This is a genomic window from Chitinophaga sp. H8 (assembly GCF_040567655.1).
GTDB classification, from domain to species: Bacteria; Bacteroidota; Bacteroidia; order Chitinophagales; family Chitinophagaceae; genus Chitinophaga; species Chitinophaga defluvii.
Window position 1 is genome coordinate 736898 of sequence record NZ_JBEXAC010000001.1, and the last position, 26461, is coordinate 763358.

Genomic DNA, 26461 nt, shown 5'->3' on the forward strand with positions numbered 1-26461 from the left:
ATGTCTATCAATTGTAAAGCAGCAGTCACCAACGGTAAAGGAGATTTTTTTATTGAAACAATCCAGGTAGCAGATCCGGCTCCTGATGAGATACTGGTACAGATAAAGGCCGCAGGATTATGCCATACGGATTATGATTCACTAAGTTGGGGCAAAACTATGGTGATTGGTCATGAGGGCGCCGGTATTGTAGCCAAAACAGGAAGTGCAGTACATGATTTGAAGGTAGGAGATCCGGTAATACTAAACTGGGCGATGCCTTGCGGGCATTGTTTTCAGTGTGAAGATGGCAATCAGCATATCTGCGAAAATAATTCGCCCGTGACTGGTGGTATGCATGGTCCCAATGGCGGGCATGCGCATGAAACAGGTACTACCTTAAATGGAGTGGATCTGCCACGTTCCTTTAATCTGGGTACCCTTGCGGAGTATACACTGGTAAAAGCAGCTGCGGCTATCTTAAATACATCGCCTAAGTTGTCGTTTGAGGCTGCCAGCATCATTGGTTGTGGTGTAATGACAGGGTACGGTTCTGTTGTAAATGCTGCGAAGGTGAAGCAGGGGAGTAGTGTGGTGGTATTAGGTACCGGAGGGGTAGGGCTAAGTGTGATCCAGGGGGCAAAGGTGGCTGGTGCTGCCAGGATTATTGCCATTGACATCAATCCTAAAAGGCTGGAAATGGCTTTGGCTTTCGGAGCCACAGACATTATCGTAGCTGATAAAGCAGATGAGGGGCTATTAAATGCTGCCAGGACGGTAAAAGAGATGACAGGCAAACGTGGTGCGGATTATGCTTTTGAATGCACCGCTATTCCCCAGTTGGGTGCTGCTCCGCTGGCTATGGTACGTAATGCAGGAACTGCTGTACAGGTAAGTGGTATAGAACAGGAGATTGTATTTGATATGAACCTGTTTGAATGGGATAAAGTTTATATCAACCCGCTGTATGGAAAATGCCGTCCCAAAATTGATTTCCCGGCCATCATTGGATTGTACAACGATGGCAGCTTCCTGCTGGAAGAAATGATTACCCGCAGGTATGCGCTATCCGACCTGAAGCAGGCATTTAATGATATGCTGCAAGGGAAAAATGCAAAAGGGGTAATCGTTTTCTGATAAGAAAAGTATAGTTAGAAATGCCGGGGAATCATGACCCGCTGGCCTATTGTTAAAGTCGTTATTTATTTGGATTTATGTCAAAATTCAGGACGGTAGAAGTATCAAATCCGGCATTTGAGCAACAGCATCTCCGGTTTATCACCGTAAAAACACCGTCATTGAAAGGGCGGGGCGACATCTGTGTATTTGTGCCTCCCGGAACGGCTCATTTAACAGATCTGCCTGTTTGTATTTTATTGCATGGTGTATATGGCAGTGCCTGGAGTTGGCCATTTTGTTCGGGGGTACATCTGCAGGCAAAGGAAATGATCGATAAGCAAGAGATAAAGCCCATGCTACTGGCTATGCCATCAGACGGCCTTTGGGGAGATGGTTCCGCTTATCTTCCACATCACCAGTTTGATTTTGAACAATGGATCGCCAGAGATGTACCGGATGTTTTAATAGAAATATTCCCGCAACTATCTGCTCAATCACCTTTTTATATCTCCGGCTTATCGATGGGAGGTTGGGGTGCATTACATATAGGCGCCAAGTATCATCAGCGGTTTAAGGGCATTTCCGGGCATTCCTCCATCACCGCCCTGGATCAAATGAAGTTATTTGTAGAAGAAGAAGTAGCAGGGTACAAACAGCCGGATCAAACAGATGAATGCGTTATAAGTACCTTGTTAAAGTACCGGCAGGAACTTCCTCCCCTGCGTTTTGATTGCGGGAAGGATGATTTACTGATTGACTACAACCGGCAGCTGCATCAGACACTCAATGAAAATAATATTGACCACCTGTATGAAGAATTTGAGGGAGGACATGAATGGACGTACTGGGAAAAGAACGTGAGGCACACCCTGCAATTTTTCAATACGCTGTTATAGCGGTGTGCCTGATTTAACTATTGTATGTTGCCAATAAATTTTTTACGATAGTTTAATGGGCTCAGCTGCATCTTGGAACGGAACATTTTGTAGAAATGGGAAACATCTCCAAAGCCACTGTCAAAAGATATTTCAGAAATGGATTTGTCGGTTTGGATTAACTGTTGTGTGGCGTAATTGAGCCGGTAATGAATCACCGTTTCCATGAATGTTTTACGGGTGAGTTTCTTGAAGTACTTACAGAAAGCATTCGGGGTCATATGTACGATTTCAGCGGCTTTTTCGAGGGATACCTGTTCTCTGAAATTTTCTACCAGGTAGGCGTATACAGCATTAATTCTTTCCTGTTCGCTTGCCGATCGTTCAGCAATGGTATTTTGTTTGTCCAGCAAAACATAATCCGTGGCTACAGCAAGATTTTGCAAAATATCCATCAGGCCAAGAAAGATCCTGAAATTATTGGGCTCTTCTGCCAGCTTCAGCAGTTGTTGTTGCACTACTTGTTGGGTAGCAGGACTGAAGCTTATTCCGCAGCTGCTATTTTGTAGTAAATTTTTAATATTAACGAATTCAATTTTGTTAAAAAAATCTTCACCCATAAAGTCGCTGGTAAACTGGACCACAATAGCACTACCCACCTGTTTGGTGCTGGTATCCGGATTAAGTTTCCAGCAATGAGGCAGTTTAGGCCCTAATAGTATAAGATCTCCAGCCTCATAATCTGCCATGTGATTACCAATAAAACGTTTGCCACTTCCTTTCAGAATAGTGGTGAGTTCATATTCTGTATGAAAATGATACGGCGCATCAAAGGCCGATTCATTAAATTTCCTTAATAAAAAAGATTGTCCACTGGTTGGATTCAGAACTTCACATGATGCCTTCAACATACTTTTTTTAATATAAATTTATCGTTTTTATTTCAAATTTGACAATATACCCCATGTTTAGTACAATTTATGCAATCTGTAACATTTAAAGGAGTAGTATTTTTGATCAGAGCGAAGCAGTAATAATTAATACATTTTAATTCCACTTTTTTGATTTTCCATCCTTTTTAAGGCATTTACATTTGAATAAAACTAAAATATAATGGATACGAATATCACCACGTTACCGGATCTGAATGATTTTAAAGCGATTTCGGATACACAGAAAGCACAGTTTGCGGAGTCAGGACATATTCTGATTCCTGGCATACTTAATGCAGATGAAGTAGCAGCTTACCGGAAAGTAATTGTAGAGGCTGCAGAGAAGTTTAATAGTGAAAAAAGAAAGCTGGCCGATCGTGATACTTATGGCAAAGCATTTTTGCAGATCATGAACCTGTGGCAGGATGATGAGCGGGTGAAAAAGTTTGTACTGGCCAAACGGTTTGCAAAAATAGCCGCTGATTTACTGGGAGTGGAAAATGTGAGGTTGTATCATGATCAGGCATTGTTTAAAGAACCGGGTGGCGGGCCTACTCCCTGGCACCAGGATCAGAATTACTGGCCACTGGATACCAATAAAACCATCACAATGTGGATGCCATTGGTAGATATTCCTGATCTGGACATGGGAATGCTCACTTTTGCTTCCGGATCACAATCAAAAGGGAATATATTTGATCATGTTATTTCTGATGAATCTGAAGACGCATTTGATAACTATGTAAAAGAAAATGGTTTTGCTATTTCCAGGCCATCTTCCATGAAAGCTGGAGATGCCACCTGGCACCATGGGTTTACAATACACAATGCACCTGCTAATAAATCTGATAAGATGCGGGAAGTAATGACCATCATTTATTTTGCAGACGGAGCTACCATCAGTGCGCCTAAGCATAAATGGCAGGAAGCTGACCATCAGAAATGGTTAATGGGGAAACCTGTTGGCGGGCCGGCAGATTCCGCATTAAATCCAGCTATTTTATAATCAGGTATTTTAAACCAACTCAATAAGACAGCAACCAACCAATCATCCATCAGCCAAAGTTCCCTCCCGATAACAATTGATTCAATCAATAAAGATTTGAAAATAGCGCCGGTGCGCATGAGTGGCCGGCGCTATTATAAACCAACATACTAACTGATGATAAAATGTTAAGCTGTTAAAACAGATCACCAGCTATACGCTACAATTAAATTTAATAAGCACGTTATGAAAAAAAATTACCACAGGAAGTATGGACTTCTATGTTTGATAATGCTTTCGGCGTTGATGGGATTTGCACAAAGCGGGAGCATTAGCGGAAGGGCTACTGATGAAGATAAACAGGCACTCCCAGGCGTTACGATTATGCTGGAAGGCACTTCACAGGGCACCACTACAGATGGCAACGGTGACTTTAAGATCACCGGGATTGCTCCGGGCACCTATACCGTAAGAGCTCAGTTTGTTGGATACGTTACACAACAAACTTCTATTAATGTAAGTACCGGGAACGTTGCCATCAACTTTAGCCTGAAAACAGAAACTACCGCTTTAGGCGAGGTAGTAGTAATAGGCTATGGTACCCAACGCAAGAAAGACCTGACAGGCTCTGTGGCTACCGTTACCGCCAAGGAGTTTAATAAGGGTTCTCTTACTACTCCGGAACAACTGATTTCCGGTAAAGTAGCCGGGGTACAGATCATTTCAAGTGGCGGCGCTCCAGGTGCAGGCAATACCATCCGTATCAGAGGCGGTGCCTCCCTGAATTCCAGTAATGATCCATTGATTGTGATTGATGGGGTACCTGTGGATAACAGGGGCATTGCAGGGGTGAGTAATCCGCTCAGCGTAATCAATCCTAATGATATTGAATCGTTCAGCATATTAAAAGATGCTTCTGCTGCAGCTATCTATGGTAGCCGGGCTTCGAACGGGGTCATTATCATTACTACCAAAAAAGGATCAGCAGGAGGGAAACTAAAAGTGAACATTAACTCCATACAATCCGTATCCAATAAAACAGGTATCGTGGATGTATTAACAGGAGATGAATACAGGACGGCCTTCACACAATATCTGGATAAAACGGAAACAGATCCTGCTGCCAGGCAAGCGAAGCTGGGCTTAATGGGTACCGCCAATACCAATTGGCAAAATGAAATCTATCAGGCTGCTTTTAAAACAGATAATACGGTAAGCCTGAGCGGAGGCATAAAAGGATTACCTTACCGGTTATCCATAGGTTACTTAAATGAAAATGGTATTCTGAAAACATCCAATTTCGACAGGGTGACAGGTGCTTTGAACTTAAGTCCTAAATTTTTCGATAATCACTTAAGTGTAAATGCCAATTTCAAAGGAACACTCACTAAATCCCGTTTTGCCAACACCGCAGCTGTTGGGGCGGCTACTTCATTTAATCCTACGCAGCCAGTACATGTGGCAGCGTATAATCCTGATCAGCCATTGTCTGGTACTAACACTAATCTGGGAGGCTATTTTGAATGGGTAGATGATAAAGGAGTGCCTTTACAACTGGCAGGTAAAAATCCGCTTAGTATCCTGGAACAGGAAAATAACACCGGATATGCCAACAGGAGCATCGGTAATGTACAACTGGACTATAAGTTTCATTTCCTGCCGGAATTACATGCTAATCTGAATGTGGGGTATGATGTGTCCAAAAGCCATGGCACTGATATACTGCCGCCTACCATGGCATCTGTATATACCCTGAAAGGAACTACTTCCAAATACTGGCAAAACAAACAAAACAAATTAATGGACTTCTATTTTAACTATGTGAAGGACATTACCCGTATCAGCAGCCGTATTGATGCTACTGCGGGATATTCTTACCAGGATTGGATAAGAGATGAACCTGCGGTGGAATATGTAAGCGGACTTGGAAATGATCCCAAAAGGAATCCTACCAAAACGCAAAACACGCTCATCTCATATTTTGGACGCCTGAACTATACCTTTATGGATCGTTATGTATTAACAGGAACAATCCGTACCGATGGTTCGTCCAGGTTCTCTCCGGAAAACCGCTGGGGTGTTTTCCCCTCCGGTGCTGTGGCATGGGATATCAAACAGGAACCTTTTATTAAAGCATCCAAAGCAGTATCACAGTTGAAACTGAGAGTAGGTTACGGTAAAACCGGGCAACAGGATGTGACAGATAATGATTATCCTTATCTGGCTGGTTATAACAGAAGTGATGATGCTACTACTTATCCTTTTGGAAACACTTACTATAACCTGCTGCGTCCTAATGCCTATGATCAGAATATTAAATGGGAAGAAACCACTACGTTTAATACCGGTATCGATTTCGGTTTTGTGAATGGCAGGGTTAATGGTAGTGTTGATTACTTTATCAGGAAAACCAATGACCTGATAAGCAGGGTGGTAACGTCAACAGGGTCCAACTTTTCCAACTTCATTTTAACGAACGTTGGAGATATGGAGAGTAAAGGGATAGAATTTAATCTGAACCTCATCCCGGTACAATCAAAAGACTTTAACTGGGATCTGAACTTTAATGCTACGCATTACAATAACAAGATCACGAACCTTACTTTATCAGGTATTGATGATCCGAAATCGCCTGGTACACCAGCAGGATCTACCAGCTTTACCGGTACCAGCCTGCAGTATCATAAGGTGGGATATCCTCCGTTCACTTACTATGTTAAAAAACAAAAGTATGATGACAAGGGTAAGCCAATTGAAGGTGCTTATGAAGACGTGAATGGCAATGGTACGGTAGAAGAAACCGATTTTTATCATCATAAATCACCAAATCCTACGGTATTGTTAGGGATGAGCTCTAACCTCAACTACAAAAAGTGGAGTCTGGGCTTTACCATGCGTGCTAACCTGGGCGCTTACAACTATAATAGCATTGCAGCTAATACGGGATATGGTGATGCCTTATCTTTTGCCAACTTCCTGGCGAATGCTTCCTCAAGTATCAATAAATCAGGCTTTTTACATAATCAGCAGGTGTCAGATTATTACATAGAGAAAGCTTCCTTCCTGCGGATGGATAATCTCAACCTGGCTTATAGCTTTGGTAAAGTAGGTAAGCTGACGGATCTGACGCTTTCTGCGAATGTGCAGAATGTATTTGTGGTAACGGGTTATTCCGGACTTGATCCGGAGGTGTATAAAGGGATCGACAACAACTTTTATCCCCGGCCCCGTATTTATTCATTAGGTATTAACCTGGGTCTCTAACCTTTAAAGCATGCATACTATGAAGTTTAACAATATAAATATCGGCTTGTTATCGCTTGCATTGGCGCTGTTGACGGTATCCTGCCAGAAGGACCTGGACCGTAAGCCATATTACGATGTAACTACGGCAAGTGTATTTACGGATTTTAAGAATTACAAGAATGTATTGGCAAAATGTTATGGGGGCCTTGCTTTAACTGGGCAGGTAACCGGTGATGGTAATGCTGATATTGGCGGTGTGGATGTGGGATATGTAAGAGGATTCTGGCAAATGCAGGAGTTAAGTACTGATGAAGCGCGGGTAGCCTGGAATGACCAGTACCTGTTGCCTATGCATGGGATGGACTGGACCTCACAAAACCTGCTTTTAGGGGCTATGTACAACCGTATTTTCCTGCAGGTGATGTATTGCAATGAATTTTTGCGTCAGACTACAGATGGAAAATTAAGTGAGAATGGCATTAGCGGAGAGAATGCTGCCACTACCAAAATATACCGGGCTGAGATGCGCTTTTTACGCGCATTCAGTTACTGGCATGCTATTGATATGTTTGGCAATGTACCTTTTGTAACAGAAAACGATCCGGTGGGAGCTTTCTTTCCTAAACAAACCAGCAGGAAAGAGCTGTTTGCCTACGTAGAAAGTGAATTGAAAGCAATAGAGGCCGATCTGATGGCACCGCGTACCAATGAATATCCACGTGCGGATAAAGCTGCTGCCTGGATGTTGCTGGCAAAATTATACCTGAATGCAGAGGTATACACCGGTACACCCCGTTATACCGATGCGATCACTTACTGCAATAAGATTATTGAAGCAGGATATACGCTGGAACCCCGGTTTCAAAACCTTTTCCTGGCAGATAATGATAAGCTGAAGAATGAAATCATCTTTACCATCGCTTATGACGGGCAGAAGATGAAAACATATAACGGCACTACTTTTCTGATCCACGCTGCGGTAGGTGGCAATATGGATGCAACGAAGGATTTTGGAATTGATGGTGGTTGGTATGGTCTCCGCACTACTAAGAATATTGTGCACCTCTTTACTGATATCACCGGACAAACAGATAGCCGTGCTATGTTCCATTCCAGTGGCCAGAACCTGGAGATGAACAGTATCGCCAACTTTGCAGATGGATACCCGGTTACCAAATGGAGAAACATCACCTCCACCGGTGCGGGAGGATCAGATAAACTTTTTGTAGACACTGATTTTCCGGTGTTCCGTTTAGGAGATGTGTATTTAATGTATGCGGAAGCAGTGCTCAGGGGAGGTACCGGTGGTAGCAGCGCTACTGCTTTGGAATACATCAATAAGTTAAGACAACGCGCTTATGGCAATACGTCTGGCAATATCACTGCCGGACAGTTAACACTGGATTTTATGCTGGATGAAAGGGGCCGAGAACTGATGTGGGAAGCACAACGGAGAACAGACCTGATCAGGTTCGGTAAATATACCGGCAGCAATTATGTATGGCCATGGAAGGGTAATGTGAAAGAAGGAAAGGGAGTGGAAGCCTATCGTACCCTTTTCCCTTTACCTGCTGCTGATATGATTGCTAATCCTAACCTGAAACAAAATGAAGGCTATAATTAAGGCTTAAACAAGTATGAAAGATCGTTTTAAGATAGATGAATGGCAGATTATTGAAGAGGGGTTCGATCCCACCTTAAATAAATTCGCAGAGAGTGTTTTTAGCCTTGGCAACGGCCGTATGGGACATCGTGCCAATTTTGAGGAAACTTACTCCGGCAATACTTTGCAAGGCAATTATGTTGCCGGAGTATATTATACAGATAAAACCCGGGTAGGCTGGTGGAAGAATGGCTATCCGGAATATGCTGCCAAAGTGCTGAACGCTGCCAATTGGATAGGGATTGATATTAAGATAGGAGCAGCAACCTTGGACCTGCATTACTGTAAAGTAACGGCCTTCCGGAGGGTATTGAACATGCAGGAAGGTTATCTGGAAAGATCTTTTATTGCAGCGCTGAAAGATGGCAGACAGGTGAGCGTAAATGCCCGGCGCTTTTATAGTATCGTAGATGATGTGGCCGGCGCTATACGGTATCGCATCACACCTTTAAACTTTGAAGACAACCTGGTCATTACTCCCTTTATTGATGGGGATGTAAGCAATCAGGATGCTAACTACGGTGAGAAATTCTGGGAAGAGGTATCCCGCGAAAGTGATAACGATCGTGCGTTTATAACACTGCGTACGCGAAAAACCAACTTTGAAGTTTGTACCGGGATGCAGGTTAATATTGTTCAACCTGGTGAGGCGGGCAATACAGCATCCCGGTTTATTGAAAAGGAAAAGTTTATTGGAAGGGAAACCACCCTGTGGGCTAAAAAAGGGGAAGAGATCACTATTTATAAGTATGGGGTCAATATCTCTTCGGCCAATACACCTAAAGAGGAACTCACAGCAGTAGCCAAGGCAAGTATCAATAAAGTGGCAGCGAAAGGGTTTGAGCAGATGCTGGAAGAACAGGCCAGGGCATGGGCACAGAAATGGAAGGAAAGCGATATTGTGATTGAAGGAGATGTGACTGCGCAACAGGCCATCCGTTTTAACATCTTTCAGCTCTATCAGACTTATACAGGAGAAGATCCTCAGCTGAATATCGGCCCTAAAGGATTTACCGGCGAAAAATACGGGGGGGCCACCCACTGGGATACCGAAGCATATTGTGTACCTTTCTATCTGGCAACGGCTTCCCCGAAAGTAACCAGGAATCTTTTGCTGTACCGTTATCATCAATTGGGAAAAGCCATTGAAAATGCCGCCAAACTGGGGTTTGATAACGGGGCTGCCTTATTCCCGATGGTGACCATGAATGGGGAAGAATGTCATAATGAGTGGGAGATCACTTTTGAAGAAATTCACCGCAACGGTGCGGTAGCTTTTGCTATTTACAATTATGTACGGTATACAGGTGATCAGGATTACCTGGCGGCATATGGGCTGGAAGTACTAATAGGGATTGCCCGTTTCTGGAGCCAGCGGGTCAACTGGAGCGAACAGCGTAACCAATATGTGATGCTGGGGGTGACAGGGCCTAATGAATATGAGAATAATGTGAATAACAACTGGTATACCAATACATTGGCAGTATGGTGTCTGGAATATACGCTTGAAACAATTGGATGGCTGAAACAGCAGCGGCCGGAAGTTTATGTGGCCCTTGCGGAAAAACTCCGTTTCCATGAGGTGCCCGAAACAACCAAATGGAAACATATCGTTGAACAGATGTATTATCCGGAGGAAGCAACCCTGGGCGTTTTTCTGCAGCAGGATGGCTATATGGATAAGGAGCAGGTACTGGTAAAAGCGTTGCCGGAGAAAGACCGGCCGTTAAACCAGCAATGGAGCTGGGACAGAATACTGAGGTCCTGCTATATCAAGCAGGCGGATGTGTTGCAGGGAATTTATTTGTTTGAAGAGAAGTATGCGGAAGATGTGATCCGGCGAAATTTCGATTTTTATGAACCACGTACCGTACATGAAAGCTCCCTGTCGCCCTGTATTCACGCCATATTAGCTGCTAAGCTGGGCGAGGAGCAGAGGGCATACGGGTTTTACCTGCGCACTTCCCGGTTAGATCTGGATGACTATAATAACGATACGGATGATGGATTGCACATCACTTCTATGGCCGGTACCTGGATGAGTGTAGTGGAAGGTTTTGGTGGAATGCGCGTACGCAATGGTGATTTGCATTTTACCCCTTTTCTGCCGGTGAAGTGGGAATCATTTTCATTTAATATATTATTCAGGGAGGCGGTGCTAAATATAAAAACCAGTAAGAACGGGGTGGTGTTAAGTAACCGGTCCGACAAAGAGGTATGCATTCATGTGTATGGAAATGCCTATCATTTAAAAGCCGGATCAGTGCAAAAGGTTGCCACTGATGTGAGCTTTGCTCATTAAAAACAGGAATAAACAGATGTTGAAAGAAGCGGAGGTTAATACACCGGAAAGGAAGGCAAAGGTTGAAAAGCCAAGGGTGTCGGCTGTCAGCATATGGAATATGAGTATGGGATTTCTGGGTATTCAGTTTGGGTTTGCATTGCAAACAGGAAATGCTTCCCGTATTCTGCAAACCTTTGGTGCTGATGTGGAGCAGTTACCCCTTTTCTGGCTGGCGGCACCTATTACAGGGATGCTCATCCAGCCATTGATTGGGTATTACAGTGACCGTACCTGGACGCGGATGGGCCGGCGGCGGCCTTTCTTTTTGTTTGGGGCATTTCTGGCAGCACTCTCGTTGATTTTGATGCCCAACTCTTCTTTGTTTGCAGCACTGCTGCCACCTGTGTTAATCGGGGCAGGTATGCTGATGCTGATGGATGCTTCCTTTAATATTGCGATGGAGCCTTTCCGTGCGCTGATTGCGGACAATTTGCCGGAAAGCCAGTTAAGCAAGGGCTTTTCCGTACAAACCTTTCTGATAAGTGCAGGGGCTATCCTCGGTTCTTTGTTTCCTTATCTGCTGGCCAACTACTTTGGTGTTGCTAAAACAGCGGCACAAGGCGCTATACCAGACAACGTGCTTTTTTCATTTTATGCCGGTGCTTTCTTAATGTTGGTTACCCTGATATGGACAGTAGTGACTACCAGGGAGTATACTCCCCAGGAGCATGCTGCCTTTCATCCGGAAGAAAAGGAGGAGCAGGAAAGAAAAGGCATATTATCCATATTTACTGATTTCGGGAAAATGCCGCGCACGATGGCCCAATTGGGTATTGTACAGTTCTTTTCCTGGTTCGGATTATTTGCGATGTGGATTTTTATGACACCAGCAGTGGTAGAGCATGTTTACAAATTAGCTCCAGGAGATACGGTATCCGAAAAATATGCAGATGCCGGCAACTGGGTAGGCATACTGTTCAGTATCTATAATGCAGTAGCGGCAGTGTACGCTTTATGCCTGCCGGCTATTGCCAGATGGACCAGTAAAAAAACGGCGCATGCTATTTCATTGATAGCAGGAGGCGCCGGACTATTATCTATTTATCTGATAGATGATCCTCACACGCTTATTTATTCCATGATAGGCATTGGCATGGCCTGGGGCAGCATACTGGCTATGCCATATGCGATTTTATCTGCTGCTATCCCTGCCAGAAAGATGGGCGTGTACATGGGTATCTTTAACTTTTTTATTACGCTCCCGCAAATGGTGATTGGCTTTTTTGGAGGATTGCTTATCAAAAATGTGTTCCATAATGAAGCTATTTATGCGCTTGTGATGGCAGGAATATTTATGCTTTTAGGCGCACTGTCTGTTATGTTTATCCGGGAAAAAAGGAAAGTAATCATAAGCCTGGATGAGCAATAATCAATTTTAACGAAAACGGATGATCTGATATGGCTGACAATAAATATGATGCAATTGTGATCGGCTCAGGTATTAGTGGAGGATGGGCCGCTAAAGAGCTGACTGAAAAAGGGTTGAAAACAATTATGCTGGAGCGGGGGCGTAATGTAGTGCATGTAAAAGATTATGTGAATGCTACCAAAGCTCCCTGGGAATATCCTCATCATGGAGGAGCTACGCGTCAGATGAGAAAGGACTATCCTGTATTGGGCAGGGATATGTTTTTGAACGAAACCAATCTGGACTATTGGGTAAACGAAAAGGAGAGTCCTTATACAGAGATAAAACGATTTGACTGGTGGCGCGGCTACCAGGTAGGGGGCCGCTCACTGATGTGGGGGCGGCAGAGTTACCGGCTGAGTGATCTGGATTTTGAAGCCAATGCAAAGGAAGGGATAGCGGTCGATTGGCCAATCCGGTATAAGGATCTTGCTCCCTGGTATGATCATGTAGAGAAATTTGCCGGTATCAGTGGGGCCAGAGATGGCATCCCGCAGTTGCCGGATGGACATTACCTGCCACCCATGGAAATGAATTGTGGAGAACAGCATGTAGCAGATCATATCAACAGTTATTATAAAGGCGCCAGGCATTTTATTATCGGCCGTACCGCTAATTTGTCAAAAGAAGTACCGGGCCGTACCAGGTGCCAATACCGTAATAAATGCGCTTTGGGATGCCCCTTTGGAGGTTATTTCAGTACACAATCCAGTACATTACCTGCTGCCACGGCAACAGGTAATTTAACGCTACGCCCCAATGCTATTGTGACACGTATCCTGTATGATAAAGATACCAGGAAGGCAACAGGGGTAGAGATCATTGATGCGGTGACAAATCAAACTTATGAATACTATGCTAAGGTGGTGTTTGTATGTGCCTCAACGTTAAATAGCGCATGGGTATTGATGAACTCTGCCACGGATATATGGCCGGAAGGATTGGGTAGCAGCAATGGGGAATTGGGGCATAATCTGATGGACCATCATTATCGTGCCGGTGCATATGGGGTAATAGAAGGTTATGATGATAAATATTATTTCGGTCGCCGCCCCAATGGTATTTATATACCACGATACCGCAATATAGGCGGAGAGCGCCGCGATTACCTGCGGGGCTTTGGCTATCAGGGCATGGCCAGCCGGGAAGGGTGGAGCCGCGAAATTGCAGAGATGAATATTGGCGGGGCTTTTAAGGATGCGCTGGTGGAACCAGGAAAATGGGTGTTTGGAATGGCGGCTTTTGGAGAAACATTGCCCTATCATGATAACAGGACATTCCTCGATAAGAATAAAAAGGATAAATGGGGATTGCCGGTATTGGCAATAGATGCGGAGATAAAAGAAAATGAACAAAAGATGCGCAAGGATATGGTGAATGATGCCGTAGAAATGCTGGAGGTGGCAAAGCTGAAAGACGTGGCTTCTTTTGAGCCGGGGTATAATTTCGGATCTGCTATACATGAAATGGGGACTGCCCGCATGGGGAGGGATCCTAAAACGTCGGTGCTGAATGAATGGAACCAGGTATGGGATGCTAAAAATGTATTTGTTACAGATGGTGCTGCGATGACTTCTTCGGCTTGCCAGAACCCTTCCCTGACCTATATGGCGCTTACAGCCAGAGCTGCTGATTATGCAGTGAAGGCACTGAAAAAAGGCGACCTGTAAAATAAAATACAATGGATAGAAGAGAAGCCATAATAAGGGTAGCTGTATTATTAGGAGGAGCCGTGATCGGAGCAAATGCTTTTCTGTCGGGCTGTAAATCCTCCGCTCCTAAAGGACCAGGGTTACTGGATAAGGACCAGCTGGCATTTTTGAATGAAATAGCTGAAATCATCTTGCCTGCTACAGCCACACCAGGTGCAAAGGAAGCAGATGTCGCTCCTTTTATGAACAATATGGTCACAGATTGTTATGAGCCTAAAGATCAGGAAGTATTTATTGCCGGGCTGAAAAAGCTGGATGAGGCCTGCCACAAACAGCAGGGGAAACAATTTATGGATTGCTCACCGCAAGAACGTACTGCTTTTCTGATCACACTGGATGCCGAACAAAAAAAATATACCAGTGAGAAAAAGCCGGAAGATCCGGGGCATTATTTCAGGATGTACAAAGAATTAACACTGCTGGGATATTTTACTTCGGAAGCTGGTAGCACCAAGGCATTGCGCTATGTAGCCGTGCCAGGAAAGTTTGAACCCTGTATTCCCTACAAAAAGGGAGAAGGGGCATGGGCATTAAGCTAATTGTAAAATGACAGAGATGATAAACAGACGCACTTTTTTACAGCAGGCAGGTATATGGGGGGCCGGTCTGATAGCGTTTCCTGCAATGGCTTTTCCACAACACAAACAAGCAGGGATCCAGTTATATACTTTAGGGGATCTGGGCAAGGATGTGAAAGGCGGCCTGCAGCGTGTGGCCGCAGCGGGATACCAACTGGTAGAAACCTCCGGCTATACGGATGCAGGTAAATTCTGGGGGCTGGATGCGCCTTCCTTTAAACAGGTGCTGGTGGCCAATGGGCTTACTTCTCCCAGTGGACTATACGGAATAGACCTGAAAGGAAACTTTGAAGACCTGAAACATTTTATAGAAGCGGCTACTATTGTTGGACAGCGATATCTGGTGATGCCCTGGCTGTTTGAAGAATGGCGGACAACGGCCGATGATTACAAATGGGTGGCACAAAGACTGAATGAGGCAGGAGAGCTGACGAAAAAGGCGGGTATTCAAATGGCTTATCATAACCATGATTTTGAGTTCAAAGATTTTGGCGGACAAACCGGTTATGATATTCTCTTAAAAGAAACAGATCCTAAGTTGGTGAAAATGGAAATGGATATTTACTGGATAGTTAGGGGAGGGACAGATCCTGTTACCTTGTTTAAAAAACACCCGGGGCGCTTTGCGCTTTGGCATGTAAAGGATATGGACAAAGCAAATCCTAAATTAAATACGGAAATAGGTACTGGAAGCATCAACTTCAGAAAGATCTTTGCAAATGCAAAACTGGCGGGACTGGATTATGCTTTTGTAGAGCAGGAGAACTTTAAAATAGATCCTTATCAAAGCATTGCACAAAGTGCGGTTTATTTAAAGCAGGCGCTGTTGAAATAAGGTGTTGCGAAATTTGAACCTTCATCAGGTACTTACATAAAACGAGGGTGTATCAACTTTTGATACACCCTCGTTTGTTTTTATAACTTCACTTCAAATACTGCCACACCATTTGCTGGCAAGTCAATGATCACTTCATCTGTATCTGCCTGCAGGGCAGCATTGCCATGAATGCTAAATATGTTTTTCCCCGTAACCCTTACTTTGGCATCCGTTGTATGGAGAGTGGCATGCTGTGCACTATCTGATAGATTCACTGCTACTACTGCCGCATGGTTGTCTTTATAACGGAGAAAGGATACTACCTGGTCATTATCATTTTTCAGGGTCTGATATTTACCCAGCCCAAGTGCCACATGGGTATTCCTTAAATGGATTAATGTTTTGTAGTAATTCCATAAAGAGTTAGGATCGTCTTTTTGTTCTTCCAGGGAAATGCCATCATTGGCTTTCATGTTCCTGGTATCCCACCAGGGGCCACTATCTTTATACCATAGGGCCATTCCTTTGCCGCTATCCGCTTTATACCATTCAAACGCTTCACGTACCGGAATTTCATTAGCATCAGTCATGCCATATTCACCAGGTTTAGCGCCTCCTGTCATGCCTATTTCCTGACCATAGTAAATAGCAGGCACGCCACCTATCAGGAGATTTAATGCAGCACCCACCTTTTCTTTTGCTACATTGTTTTTAACCACCTGGGCAAACCTGGGCATGTCATGATTTTCAATAAATATTACCTGCTGTTTATTTTCAGGAGTAAGACCGAAGATCGTATCAGCCATGTTGTTAATCTCCTGCTTATTGAAATTGCGTATGGCAAATGCCAGGCGAAATCCAAACACCCTGTCCACACCACCGTCTGTTAAATAATCAATGCCATAAGCACCCCAGCTAGCCTGTTCTGCTACAATGTTAAGATCCGGGTTTACCTGTTTCAGGCGCGTGATCAATGGCGTCCAGAACTCTTTAAACAGGTCTGTTAATTGTGGTTTGTTATCCAGGTGATCCATCATGTGATCAGAACGGAAGCCATCTACACCATCGTCAAATTTACCGTCGCCGTTAGGATCTACCCAGTATTTAAAAAGATCGTAATTGTATTCAAGCACTTCTTTGTTGCGCAGGTTCACGGTAGTGATACGGCGGGTTACGCCATCATATCCTTTTAGTCCCGTTAGCTCCATCACAATCGTAGAAGGCTTGGTTTGTGCAGAATCCTGGTACAAAATGTAATTGCTGTATTTGGATGATGGGTTATTGTAAGAGTCCTTGTACCATAAATGATCTTCCGTGACATACTGGGTTTCCATATCCATATAGATCTTCATGCCACGTTTATGGATATCTTTTACCAGGTTAAGATAATCTTCCATAGTGCCATAGCGGGGATCTATTTTTTTAAAGTCACTGGCAAAGTAATTGTGGTAATAAACGGATTCGTATAACGGTACCATCAATATAGACGTAACGCCAAGTTCCTGCAGGTAATCCAGTTTTTCGCGCAAACCATTCAGGTCGCCATGCTGGTCGCCGTTGCTGTCATAAAAACTACGCTGAAAAACATGATAAATCACTTCGCTATCATGTTTCTTTTCCGGTGCGGATGTTGTTTTACAGGCATTAAAGGCGAGTATAAACGATACTGCACATATGGCCAGTTGGGTGGTTCTTTTTATCATAAACGGGATTTAAAATATAAGTGTACCCTATTTTAATAGGGTACACACCTTTAATTTAGCCCAAAATACGCTAACCACCCGAGGGGCAGCATGAAGAAATTGGCTTTAAAGTGGGGTATATTAGCTAAAGGATGGGAATTAGCGAAATAGCCCCAATTGCTGGTAACGCTATTTGGTAGTTGCTTTTTCTTTCCATTCTTTTAAAGCTGTTATCTCTTTTTGCTGCTGAATTAAATGTAATGTCAGCTCTTCAATTTTCTGTAATAACTTTTTATTCATTTCTCCAAGATCTAGCCCGTTTTTTTCGATTTCCTGTGCGGAAGGGATATTGGGGAGATGCTGATGGTCCTTGATGTATGCTTCAATATCCGATAGTTGCGGGAGTTGATAGTTTTGAGCAAATACATAATCAGGCCATGAAGCTGCATCCATTGTTACCCTTACTTTTTGTGCCAGGATTTCACCTTTTACAGACAGTTTAGATTGCGGATTTGCGGTACCGATACCAACTCCTTTTTCATTGATAGTAACAGCTGTTTGATTATTCGCAGCAGTTCCGCCACTGAGTATGAGAGGTATAAATGTATTGGTGGTTCTGTTATATCCCATAACATGGGCATTGCCCCCGGATACACCCAGTTCTGCAGCAGGGCCGGTTGCAGTAGTGCCGGCTCCGGTTGCCCAGCCCTTAAACCTACCCTGAGCGGCAAGCTCCAGATTACCCATGCCATCTAATTTGGCTACCTGCGTAATGCCTCCATACCATTTAAAGCTTTGCGTAATAGAGTTGCTGGGTACACTATGCCAAATGGCGCCATTCTCCATCCCCATTCCAAAATCAACACTGGTTGCTGAAACAGCGGAATATAAACTGATTTTTGTACCAACACTTCTTGTTGTGAAAGCCGGTGCGCCGATACCAGCAGTTGCGTTGAAAGAGATCAGGTTGGAAGTGCTGTTACTCAGGTTGAATAAACCTGTATTACTTTCCAGGGCACTGGCAGAAAGTGATAAACGGGTAGTAGTACCCGCCATTAAATGCGTGCTGCCATTTGCAGATGTCATATATAGGTCACTGTCACCAGTGTTGGATTTTCCTATATACCCTATCCTGGTGGTTCCATCAGATTCATAGAAGCCCAGGTAAGCTTGGTTCGTAACACCTGTGCCTGTCCCGGTTATGCCAGATAGGTTTGCCCCTCTGAACCCATTGCCCATATTCACTAATCCGGTAGATCTGTTAATGGTGAACGGCAAACTATTAAGCGTTCCTGCATCATCATACCGTCCAATAAAAAAATTACTTCCGGTATTGCCGGTTCCGGTTTCTGCGCCTGTCAGGCCGGTTGCCCATCGTCTGTTAGCATTGGAAGGTGTAGCAGGTGCGGTACTCCCACCATAATAAAGTGTATGAGCGGTATTGCCGGCTCCTGTACCTGCAGTGGTGCCAAGCAGGTTGGCTAGCCCCGTATTATTAATTCTGAAAACAGCTGCCTGTGCTGTTGCATTCTGGTTGTTAATATAGTCCTGACCATTAACTATCAGCACAAAGGATAATAAAAAGAGCTGGATTGCAACAATTTTTTTCATAAGTTGAAGTATATATAGGGTATATTAATTAAGGTGTAATTTATTGTTTAACCATCGACTCACTTTCTTCCCTCACTTTTTTATTACCCGCAATATCAACGGATAATAATATACTGATCAATGCAGTGGCAATGCCTATAGGCAGCATAAAGTCTATTGAAAATTCATACACGCCTTTCATAAATATGTTGAATGAGTAGCCCTGATAATCTTCTATATAAAACTGAGAAACGGAGAGCCATGCTATTAAGGAAAGCAGCAGAAAAGTAGTGAGAAAACGGAATAGTACATGCGGTACTATCCAGGCCTTTCGTTCCAGGTAGGTTACAAGATAGCATAACAGGATAGCCACCAAAAATACCAAAGGGAGGAAGCTAAGCATAAACATGCCGCCATAACCACCCATATCTTTCCGCGAGAAAATGGTGAATAGGTATACGATGGTTGTTATAAACCCGATGAAAGCCGCTTTTTTAAATGATAAAGGACGCATTACTTTATTTTAGGTTGAACAACGTAATATTTTCTCAGGCTATCTGTCAATATGCCAAATTGAAGCTGACTGTTTGTATAATAATTCAGTTGATTGTTATAACGTTTGGTGCCTTTTAAATTATCACCCATCATTAGCACATTCCCTTTTATCCTGAGGGTATCTGTTTTTATGATAAGGTTTATATAGCCGGTTCCAAACCAGGAGTCAGGGCTGCCCAGCTGGTATTGTTTATAGAATTTATCCAGGTAAATAGTCTGGCCTGATTTATCAAACCCGGTATCTGGTGGTACCATATTGGGCAGCAGGTTAGTTTCGGGCAATTCATCCGTTTTATAGCGATACAGGTCCTTGCCAAACAACGCATACCACTTATTGTTTTTAAGGAATAAAACCTCATCTGTTTTATGCTGGTAGGCGTCGCTGTTATGCTCCCATAAGCGGCTGTATCTCACAAAATGTACCTGGCTGGCTGTTTCAGTAAGTTGATAGAACCGGCTTTGTAGCGTAAGGCTATCTAATTTAAGATCATTGTTAATGGGGATGTAGGATTGCCTGGCTGTATCGCCATTTAATATCCAGGAATAATAATAATGTGGGTGAATGAGGTAGCCGTTGCTTAACTGTAGATATTCATTTGATGAAGCCATAGAATCAATAAGATGACCTGAAGTATCAAACCTGTAATAGGTGTTGATATGAGCTGGCTGGTTTTCATCTGTGGTGGAATAAACCATGGTAATTTGCTCCTTTGGGTAATAGTGGGGAGGGGCAAAGGTAACATTGTCGATATTATGAGGAAACAGGCGTTTTATTTCATAGTTAGCCGATGCTATAGGTTCATCTAATGATTTGTAAGCAGCATATTTAGCAGGCAACGCTGGTTGGGTGATCGCATTTCTAAACATGAAATGATATAATATATTCCCTGCAAAACAGAGGATAAGTATTAGTATCACTAACAGGTTTCTCGTATAAGCGTTTGATTTTATCTCGATGGGCATACGGGCTATGGGTAAAACAAGTAACAATAATACTAATTATTCTCTCATTTAAGTATGTTGCTCTTTTTTTATATCTTGCAGGTCAAGTAAATACAGACATGAACTTTCGTTTTTTCTCTAATACTCCTCCGCCAGTTGTTTTGCAGACAAAATAACCGGCAATTTCCAGCTGCAGATAATAAGCCCTTGTAAACAGGGGCGTAATCCCGTGTTCCTGCTCAGGTCAATCAGATCCGGTTGTTTTCGTTTGCACCAAATTGTTGGCAGGTTATTTACCTGACCATTGTTGCATTATTTATACTAACAACCGGAAACAATGAATAAATATATATTGATGGTATTTACCGGAGCATGTAGTTTCGGTATACTGTCCACTTTTGTGAAATTAGCTTACCGCGAAGGGTATACCCCTGCGGAGATCTCATTTTCCCAGGCTTTTATTGGCATGGGCATATTATGGCTCTTGGTTTTTATACAGGAACGCCGTAGGTCCGGCATGGCTGCGGATCAGATAATAGCTATCCCTTGGTGGCCGTTGCTGCTCACCGGGGCAGCTATAGGATGGACAACTTATGTGTACTATGTAGCTGTTCATTATATCCCGGCCTCCGTAGCTATCGTAATACTGATGCAGTTTACCTGGATCAGTATGTTGCTGGAGTGGTGTTTTTTTAATAAAAAGCCTGTAGCCAGCCAGTTAGTTGTAACTGTTGTGATCTTGAGTGGCACACTCATGGCGGGGGGATGGCTAAATACCCGGGCAGGGAATCTTTCCACTACGGGAATATTATATGCGCTGGGAGCTGCGCTGCTCTACGCTGTTTATATAGTAGCCAATAGCCGTTTGAGTAGCCAGGTGTCCCCTTTAAAAAAGAGTGCCGTGATGATGATGGGCTCTTCCATAGGTATTTTTGTGGTAAATGCCAGCAGTCTGGCCACCAGCACACATACTGATGTGAGCCTAATAAAATGGGCGGTGTTCCTGGCCATATTTGGTACTGTAATCCCTCCAGTATTGTTTGCCAGAGGAATTCCTAAAGCAGGTGTGGGGGTAAGTGCTATCCTGATGACGGCAGAATTGCCAGTGGCTGTGATCTGCTCACATTTTGTACTGAGTGAAGAAGTGGGAGTAGTACAGTGGCTGGGGATTGTAGTCATGCTTTTAGCTATCGTATTATTAAATGTACAGAAGATGAAATATTTGAAAAGGGGATGATGGCAGAATACCTATTTTTACAGCTCATGCAGCTATTGGGTAATGTATAACGAAGCTTTTTACTTAAAACAATACGAAACACAGGATGAACCTGCCAGACTGGTGATGGATATATTATCCATATATGTGTCTCCACTGGACAGGTCCACCCTATACAATACAGTAATAGCATTCCGGGATCTTACGCCTAAGATGATCTCGGAAATTATGCAGCATTTAGCAGGCGCCAGGCTCGTAAGTGTGAATGTAGTGGGCAATTACGTGCTGGCGCCTGAACTGGTGTTTATCCTGTTTCCCCTGAATGTAAAACGGGAGGAATATCTTCCTGTGCTGGACCAGTCACGCAGCAGGCGGGGATCTATATATAGTAACAGCAACCGGTTGTTGGAAATACAACATCTGCTGACTACTTTTTTTACCGGCAACCGGGACTTATTGCTCCAGCCGATACAGAAAATGGAGCTGGAATTGGAAGAATATGAGCCTTTCCTGTTTTATCTCCTGTATTATCCCGTTTATGCACCATTACTCCGCCTTTTTAGTGAGCAAAGTATGCTGAAACTCTATCAGGGCGCAGTGCGGTACAATCTGCTAAAGATGCCACCCATTGCTATACTGGAGCAGTTTCAGGCCATAGCGTCCGGTTATATAAATGGACAGGAGCTACAGGTAGCAGAACTGCCGGTATTGAAAGAGGCTTTTCAACAAATACCCGTGCAGGCTGGTACTGATATGCCCGATAGCTTTTATGCCCGTGCAGTAGTTTTTTTATATGATGGTGCAACAGATCAGGCATTGACAGCCTTTGAGCAGGGGATTAAAGTACAACGGCGTACAGATAAGAAGAACAGCATACCGGTATCCCCGGTATTCGCTTTTTACTACGCACTCACCCTTACCTTGTTGCCAGAAGAGAAGGGTAACGTGCTCATCGCAAAAATTGTGGCTGCTTATGAACGTAAACTGTTTCCGCAGATTACTCCTGCGATCAGTTTATTGCATTTGCATAATGGCAGAAAGGAGAAGGCGGAAAATCTGTTGCAGGTAATACTGGATGCCAACCAAAAACATGCAGAGCATAACCTGTTAGGTTATTTATCGCTGATAGGATTACAACTGCTGCATCCCAAAAGTAAGTTGCTGCTGATATATAACACCACCGCAAAGGTATTGCTGAACCTGGCTATTACGCATGAATACAGGCTGCTGACGTATGAATACCTGTATCTTTTTGCAGCAGATGACTACCTTGGTTATGAACAGGTATTTGCTGCAATAGCCAGTTCAATGGGCAAAAGCCCGGTGTTTTCCCGTATGCAAAAAACACCTGACTGGGAGCGGCTGCTGAATACGCTGCTGATTACCAGTGAAGGAAAAACCAAAAAAGAAAAAGAGTTGGCGGTATGCAGGGTGATCTACCTGGTAGACCTTGACCGCTGGAGTATACAGCCGGCTTCACAGGTAGCCCTGGGGGATAGCGGCTGGGCCACGGGAAAAGGCGTGGCATTGAAAAAACTGAAAGAAGGCAAAGTGGAAGGGATGACAGAACAGGATGTCAGGATAGCAGCAACTGTTCAGCGGGATAATAGTTTTAATTACAGCACGGAAACATATTCATTTGAAGAAAACGTATGGCAGGAGCTGGCAGGGCACCCCTATCTGTTTTTAATGAGCGACCCTGCTGTGCCGGTAGAGGTGGTGAAGGCTGCGCCGGAGCTTTTTGTGAACAAAACAGACAAAGGATATATTTTCAGTACCAACATCCATGAAAATACGAATGGCTTGTTGCTGGTAAAAGAAACGGATACCAGGGCAAAAGTGATTAAGCTGACTGCCCGCCAGCGGACTTTACTGCAAACTATCCGGCAGATTCCGGTAGTACCGGTAACGGGTAAGGATAAACTCCTGGAGGTACTGCGTAATATTGGAGCGCATATTACGGTACACTCCGATCTGGGCGGTAGCAGCGGGAGTATAAAAATGCTGGAAGCAGATGCCCGCATCTGCATAAAGCTGCTGCCACTGGGAGATACCCTGAAAGCGGAGCTTTTTGTGCGGCCTTTCAGCAGTGTACCTCCTTATTGCAAACCTGGTATAGGAGCAAGAAATATTATCGGTACGGTGAATGGCGTACGTTATCAGGCAACGAGGGACCTGGAAAAAGAAACCGCAAATGCCCACCAGCTGATAGCCTACATTCAGGAACAGGTAGTGCAGGAAGTAAGAGAAGATCACCTGATTTTTGAAGACCCACTGGATTGTTTGCACTTGTTGGAAGTGATTAAACGGTATCCCGAATTGGTGGTGGCAGAATGGCCGGAAGGCGAACGCTTTAAAATCAGGCAGCAGGCGGGATTTGAACATTTACATATTTCTCTAAAGGCAAATGATTACTGGTTTACCTGTGAGGGAACATTGCAGGTGGATGAAGTAACTGTGCTGTCTATTAAGGAACTGCTGGATGTTATCAGCACAAGCAGCAGCCGGTTTGTACCGCTGGGGAATGGTGATTATCTGGCTTTGAGCGGTGAACTGCGTAGAAGACTGCAGGAGCTGGCCAGCATTGCTGTAACTACCCACAACGGTATAAAGATACACCAGTTTGCTGCTCCGCTGGCAGAGGAATTATTAGCGCAGGCAGGGAGTATGACAACAGATAAAACCTGGCAATCATTCCGGCAAAAGTGGGAGGCTGCGCAGGAATTATCCCCCAAGGTGCCTGCTACCTTACAAACTACTTTACGTCCCTACCAGGAAGAAGGATTCCGTTGGATGGTGCATCTGGCAGGCTGGGGGGCGGGGGCCTGCCTGGCCGATGATATGGGCCTGGGTAAAACCATTCAGGCCATTGCCATCCTGTTGCACCGTGCCAGTGAAGGGCCAGCATTGGTAGTATGTCCGGCTTCCCTGGTACCTAACTGGACCAGCGAACTGACCCGGTTTGCACCTTCTCTGCAGGTGGTGCTTTTAAATGGGGCGCACCGTGCTAAAACACTTCAGGCGGCAGCAGCATTTGACGTGGTGATCACTACCTACGGAATGCTGCAGTCCGAAGAAAGCAATTTTGCGGCAGTTAAATGGGCTACCATCGTATTAGATGAAGCACACACAATTAAAAATTATCAGACTAAAACCTCAAAGGCGGTGATGGCATTAAAGGGAGGTTTTAAACTTATTTTAACCGGCACGCCTATACAAAACCACCTGGGAGAGATATGGAACCTGTTTCACTTTATTAATCCGGGGTTATTGGGCACTATTCAGCATTTTAATAAACAGTTTACGGACCCTTTGCGGAGATACCCGGATAGCACGGTCAAGCTGCATCTTAAAAAGCTGATTGCACCATTTATTTTACGGCGTACTAAAACAGTAGTAGCTGATGAGCTGCCCGCTAAAACCGAAATTGTAAAGCTGGTGGCCTTGTCGCCCGATGAAGCGGCCTTTTATGAAGCCATGCGCCGGAAAGCGCTGGAGGTGATGCAGGCGCCCGATGCTGACCAGATGTATCATCATAAGCATGTAAAGGCATTAGCAGAAATTGGCAAACTACGGATGGCTGCCTGCCATCCACAGCTGATCGATGCCGGTACAGATATCGCATCTTCCAAGGAAACGGTATTGCTGGAAATCGTAGCGGAATTAATCGCCAATCATCATTGTGCCCTGGTGTTCAGCCAGTTTGTAAGGCATTTGAGCCTGATAAAGGCCGCATTGGACAGGCAGGGAATTTCTTATCTGTACCTGGATGGTGCTACCCCCATTGCACAGCGGGATGCGCTGGTCAGACAATTCCAGGCAGGTGAGGCTCCGCTCTTTCTGATCAGTTTGAAAGCAGGTGGGCTGGGATTAAATCTTACTGCGGCAGATTATGTGATCCACCTGGATCCCTGGTGGAACCCTGCTGTTGAAGATCAGGCGGCCGATCGTGCCTACCGTCTGGGGCAAACCCGGCCGGTGACTGTTTACCGGCTGATTGCGAAACATACCATTGAGGAAAAAATTATAGCCCTGCATCATACCAAAAGGGACTTGGCCGGCCATTTACTGGAAGGTACAGATCAGGCTGCCAGGTTATCTGCCAGGGAATTGATGGAACTAATACAGGACGAATAACCAGGTGGGAATAACAGGTTATTGACCAATGCCTTCTACAATAATGTCTACCAGGGCATCAAACTGGTATGCTGCCGGAGGAATGGATAAAGATTGCTCCAGGCCCCGGAAAGAGGCTACTATCAGGTACCCGAACATGACTATCTCCTCCTCATGTAATGCTTTGAACTCACCAGCCTGTATGCCTCCGATAATGATTTCCTTTACCAGATTGATCTGGGTTTCGTCGTGCTGCTGCTTGATCCTGGTAATGGCACACATATGATCCAGTATGGAGTCGTACACTACTTTGCTGAGGTTATGATAGTTCCTGACCGCAGATAACCGGGCATTGAGATAGGCTTTTAGCTTGGCTTTTGCAGTGGTGGCGCGATTCACTTCCTGGCGGGTTACCCGTATCAGGTTTTTCATTTCCTCGTCTATAACCGCTTCAAAGAGTTCGTTTTTACCGGGATAATAATAATAGATGGTGCTTTTACCTTTGCCTACCGCTTGGGCAATATCCTCCATGGTGGTCTTTTTCAAGCCATGTTTTGCAAATAGTTTTTTTGCTGCAGCCACTATCTCCTGCATGACCAACTCGTCCTTGGGCAGTGTATCATTCATTGTAGGTCCTTATTTTGAAATCACGCTAAAATTAGAACAAAAAACCAAGAAGTTGTGATGAATGCATTTTTTGGG

General features: G+C 44.3%; 18 protein-coding genes. 12 read left to right on the forward strand and 6 right to left on the reverse strand.

Features of this window, described 5'->3' with window-relative positions; all coding sequences use genetic code 11:
- The gene (locus tag ABR189_RS02850) at positions 1 to 1116 is read left to right on the forward strand and encodes a zinc-binding dehydrogenase (protein ID WP_354658930.1); all 1116 of its coding nucleotides are present in this window, start codon (positions 1 to 3) and stop codon (positions 1114 to 1116) included.
- A gap of 77 nt (positions 1117 to 1193) precedes the next feature.
- On the forward strand, positions 1194 to 1994 hold the full coding sequence (locus tag ABR189_RS02855; protein WP_354658931.1) for an alpha/beta hydrolase: 801 nt from the start codon (positions 1194 to 1196) through the stop codon (positions 1992 to 1994).
- Positions 1995 to 2011: 17 nt separating this feature from the next.
- Here the strand turns inward: ABR189_RS02855 and ABR189_RS02860 are convergent, their stop codons facing one another.
- Positions 2012 to 2884, reverse strand: coding sequence for an AraC family transcriptional regulator (locus ABR189_RS02860; protein ID WP_354658932.1), 873 nt, complete (start codon positions 2882 to 2884; stop codon positions 2012 to 2014).
- A 202-nt stretch (positions 2885 to 3086) separates the two neighbouring features.
- Here ABR189_RS02860 and ABR189_RS02865 point away from each other — a divergent pair, with 202 nt between their 5' ends.
- The 8 genes from ABR189_RS02865 (at position 3087) to ABR189_RS02900 (ending at position 15676) form a co-directional block, all read left to right on the forward strand.
- Positions 3087 to 3911, forward strand: a complete 825-nt coding sequence (locus tag ABR189_RS02865) for a phytanoyl-CoA dioxygenase family protein (RefSeq protein ID WP_354658933.1) — start codon at positions 3087 to 3089, stop codon at positions 3909 to 3911.
- 225 nt (positions 3912 to 4136) lie between these two features.
- Positions 4137 to 7154, forward strand: a complete 3018-nt coding sequence (locus ABR189_RS02870) for a SusC/RagA family TonB-linked outer membrane protein (RefSeq protein WP_354658934.1) — start codon at positions 4137 to 4139, stop codon at positions 7152 to 7154.
- 19 nt (positions 7155 to 7173) lie between these two features.
- Positions 7174 to 8760, forward strand: a complete 1587-nt coding sequence (locus ABR189_RS02875; protein WP_354658935.1) for a RagB/SusD family nutrient uptake outer membrane protein — start codon at positions 7174 to 7176, stop codon at positions 8758 to 8760.
- A 13-nt stretch (positions 8761 to 8773) separates the two neighbouring features.
- The gene (locus ABR189_RS02880) at positions 8774 to 11101 is read left to right on the forward strand and encodes a glycoside hydrolase family 65 protein (protein WP_354658936.1); all 2328 of its coding nucleotides are present in this window, start codon (positions 8774 to 8776) and stop codon (positions 11099 to 11101) included.
- A gap of 16 nt (positions 11102 to 11117) precedes the next feature.
- Positions 11118 to 12512: an MFS transporter gene (locus ABR189_RS02885; RefSeq protein ID WP_354658937.1), complete on the forward strand. Its 1395-nt coding sequence runs from the start codon at positions 11118 to 11120 to the stop codon at positions 12510 to 12512.
- Between the two features lie 29 nt (positions 12513 to 12541).
- On the forward strand, positions 12542 to 14221 hold the full coding sequence (locus ABR189_RS02890; protein WP_354658938.1) for a GMC oxidoreductase: 1680 nt from the start codon (positions 12542 to 12544) through the stop codon (positions 14219 to 14221).
- Between the two features lie 11 nt (positions 14222 to 14232).
- Positions 14233 to 14802, forward strand: a complete 570-nt coding sequence (locus ABR189_RS02895) for a gluconate 2-dehydrogenase subunit 3 family protein (RefSeq protein WP_354658939.1) — start codon at positions 14233 to 14235, stop codon at positions 14800 to 14802.
- Positions 14803 to 14818: 16 nt separating this feature from the next.
- Positions 14819 to 15676 carry a sugar phosphate isomerase/epimerase family protein gene (locus ABR189_RS02900; protein WP_354658940.1) on the forward strand — a complete coding sequence of 286 codons (858 nt, stop codon included), beginning with the start codon at positions 14819 to 14821 and terminating at the stop codon, positions 15674 to 15676.
- Between the two features lie 80 nt (positions 15677 to 15756).
- Here the strand turns inward: ABR189_RS02900 and ABR189_RS02905 are convergent, their stop codons facing one another.
- The 4 genes from ABR189_RS02905 to ABR189_RS02920 form a co-directional block, all read right to left on the reverse strand.
- A complete protein-coding gene (locus tag ABR189_RS02905) occupies positions 15757 to 17361 on the reverse strand; it encodes an alpha-amylase family glycosyl hydrolase (protein ID WP_354658941.1) in 1605 nt (534 codons plus the stop codon).
- Between the two features lie 168 nt (positions 17362 to 17529).
- Complete coding sequence (locus ABR189_RS02910) at positions 17530 to 18951, reverse strand: hypothetical protein (RefSeq protein ID WP_354658942.1); 1422 nt, start codon at positions 18949 to 18951, stop codon at positions 17530 to 17532.
- Between the two features lie 40 nt (positions 18952 to 18991).
- Positions 18992 to 19444, reverse strand: a complete 453-nt coding sequence (locus tag ABR189_RS02915; RefSeq protein ID WP_354658943.1) for a hypothetical protein — start codon at positions 19442 to 19444, stop codon at positions 18992 to 18994.
- The gene (locus ABR189_RS02920) at positions 19444 to 20352 is read right to left on the reverse strand and encodes a hypothetical protein (RefSeq protein ID WP_354658944.1); all 909 of its coding nucleotides are present in this window, start codon (positions 20350 to 20352) and stop codon (positions 19444 to 19446) included. The genes ABR189_RS02915 and ABR189_RS02920 overlap by 1 nt, the downstream gene beginning before the upstream one ends.
- Positions 20353 to 20764: 412 nt before the next feature.
- On the opposite strand from ABR189_RS02920, the gene ABR189_RS02925 reads away from it, so the two are divergent.
- Together ABR189_RS02925 and ABR189_RS02930 are read left to right on the forward strand one after the other, a co-directional pair.
- Positions 20765 to 21664, forward strand: a complete 900-nt coding sequence (locus ABR189_RS02925) for an EamA family transporter (RefSeq protein ID WP_354658945.1) — start codon at positions 20765 to 20767, stop codon at positions 21662 to 21664.
- 42 nt (positions 21665 to 21706) lie between these two features.
- Complete coding sequence (locus tag ABR189_RS02930; RefSeq protein ID WP_354658946.1) at positions 21707 to 25780, forward strand: DEAD/DEAH box helicase; 4074 nt, start codon at positions 21707 to 21709, stop codon at positions 25778 to 25780.
- Positions 25781 to 25798: 18 nt separating this feature from the next.
- Here the strand turns inward: ABR189_RS02930 and ABR189_RS02935 are convergent, their stop codons facing one another.
- Entirely contained in the window at positions 25799 to 26386 is a 588-nt protein-coding gene (locus tag ABR189_RS02935) for a TetR/AcrR family transcriptional regulator (protein ID WP_354658947.1), read from the reverse strand.
- Between the last annotated feature and the right edge of the window lie 75 nt (positions 26387 to 26461).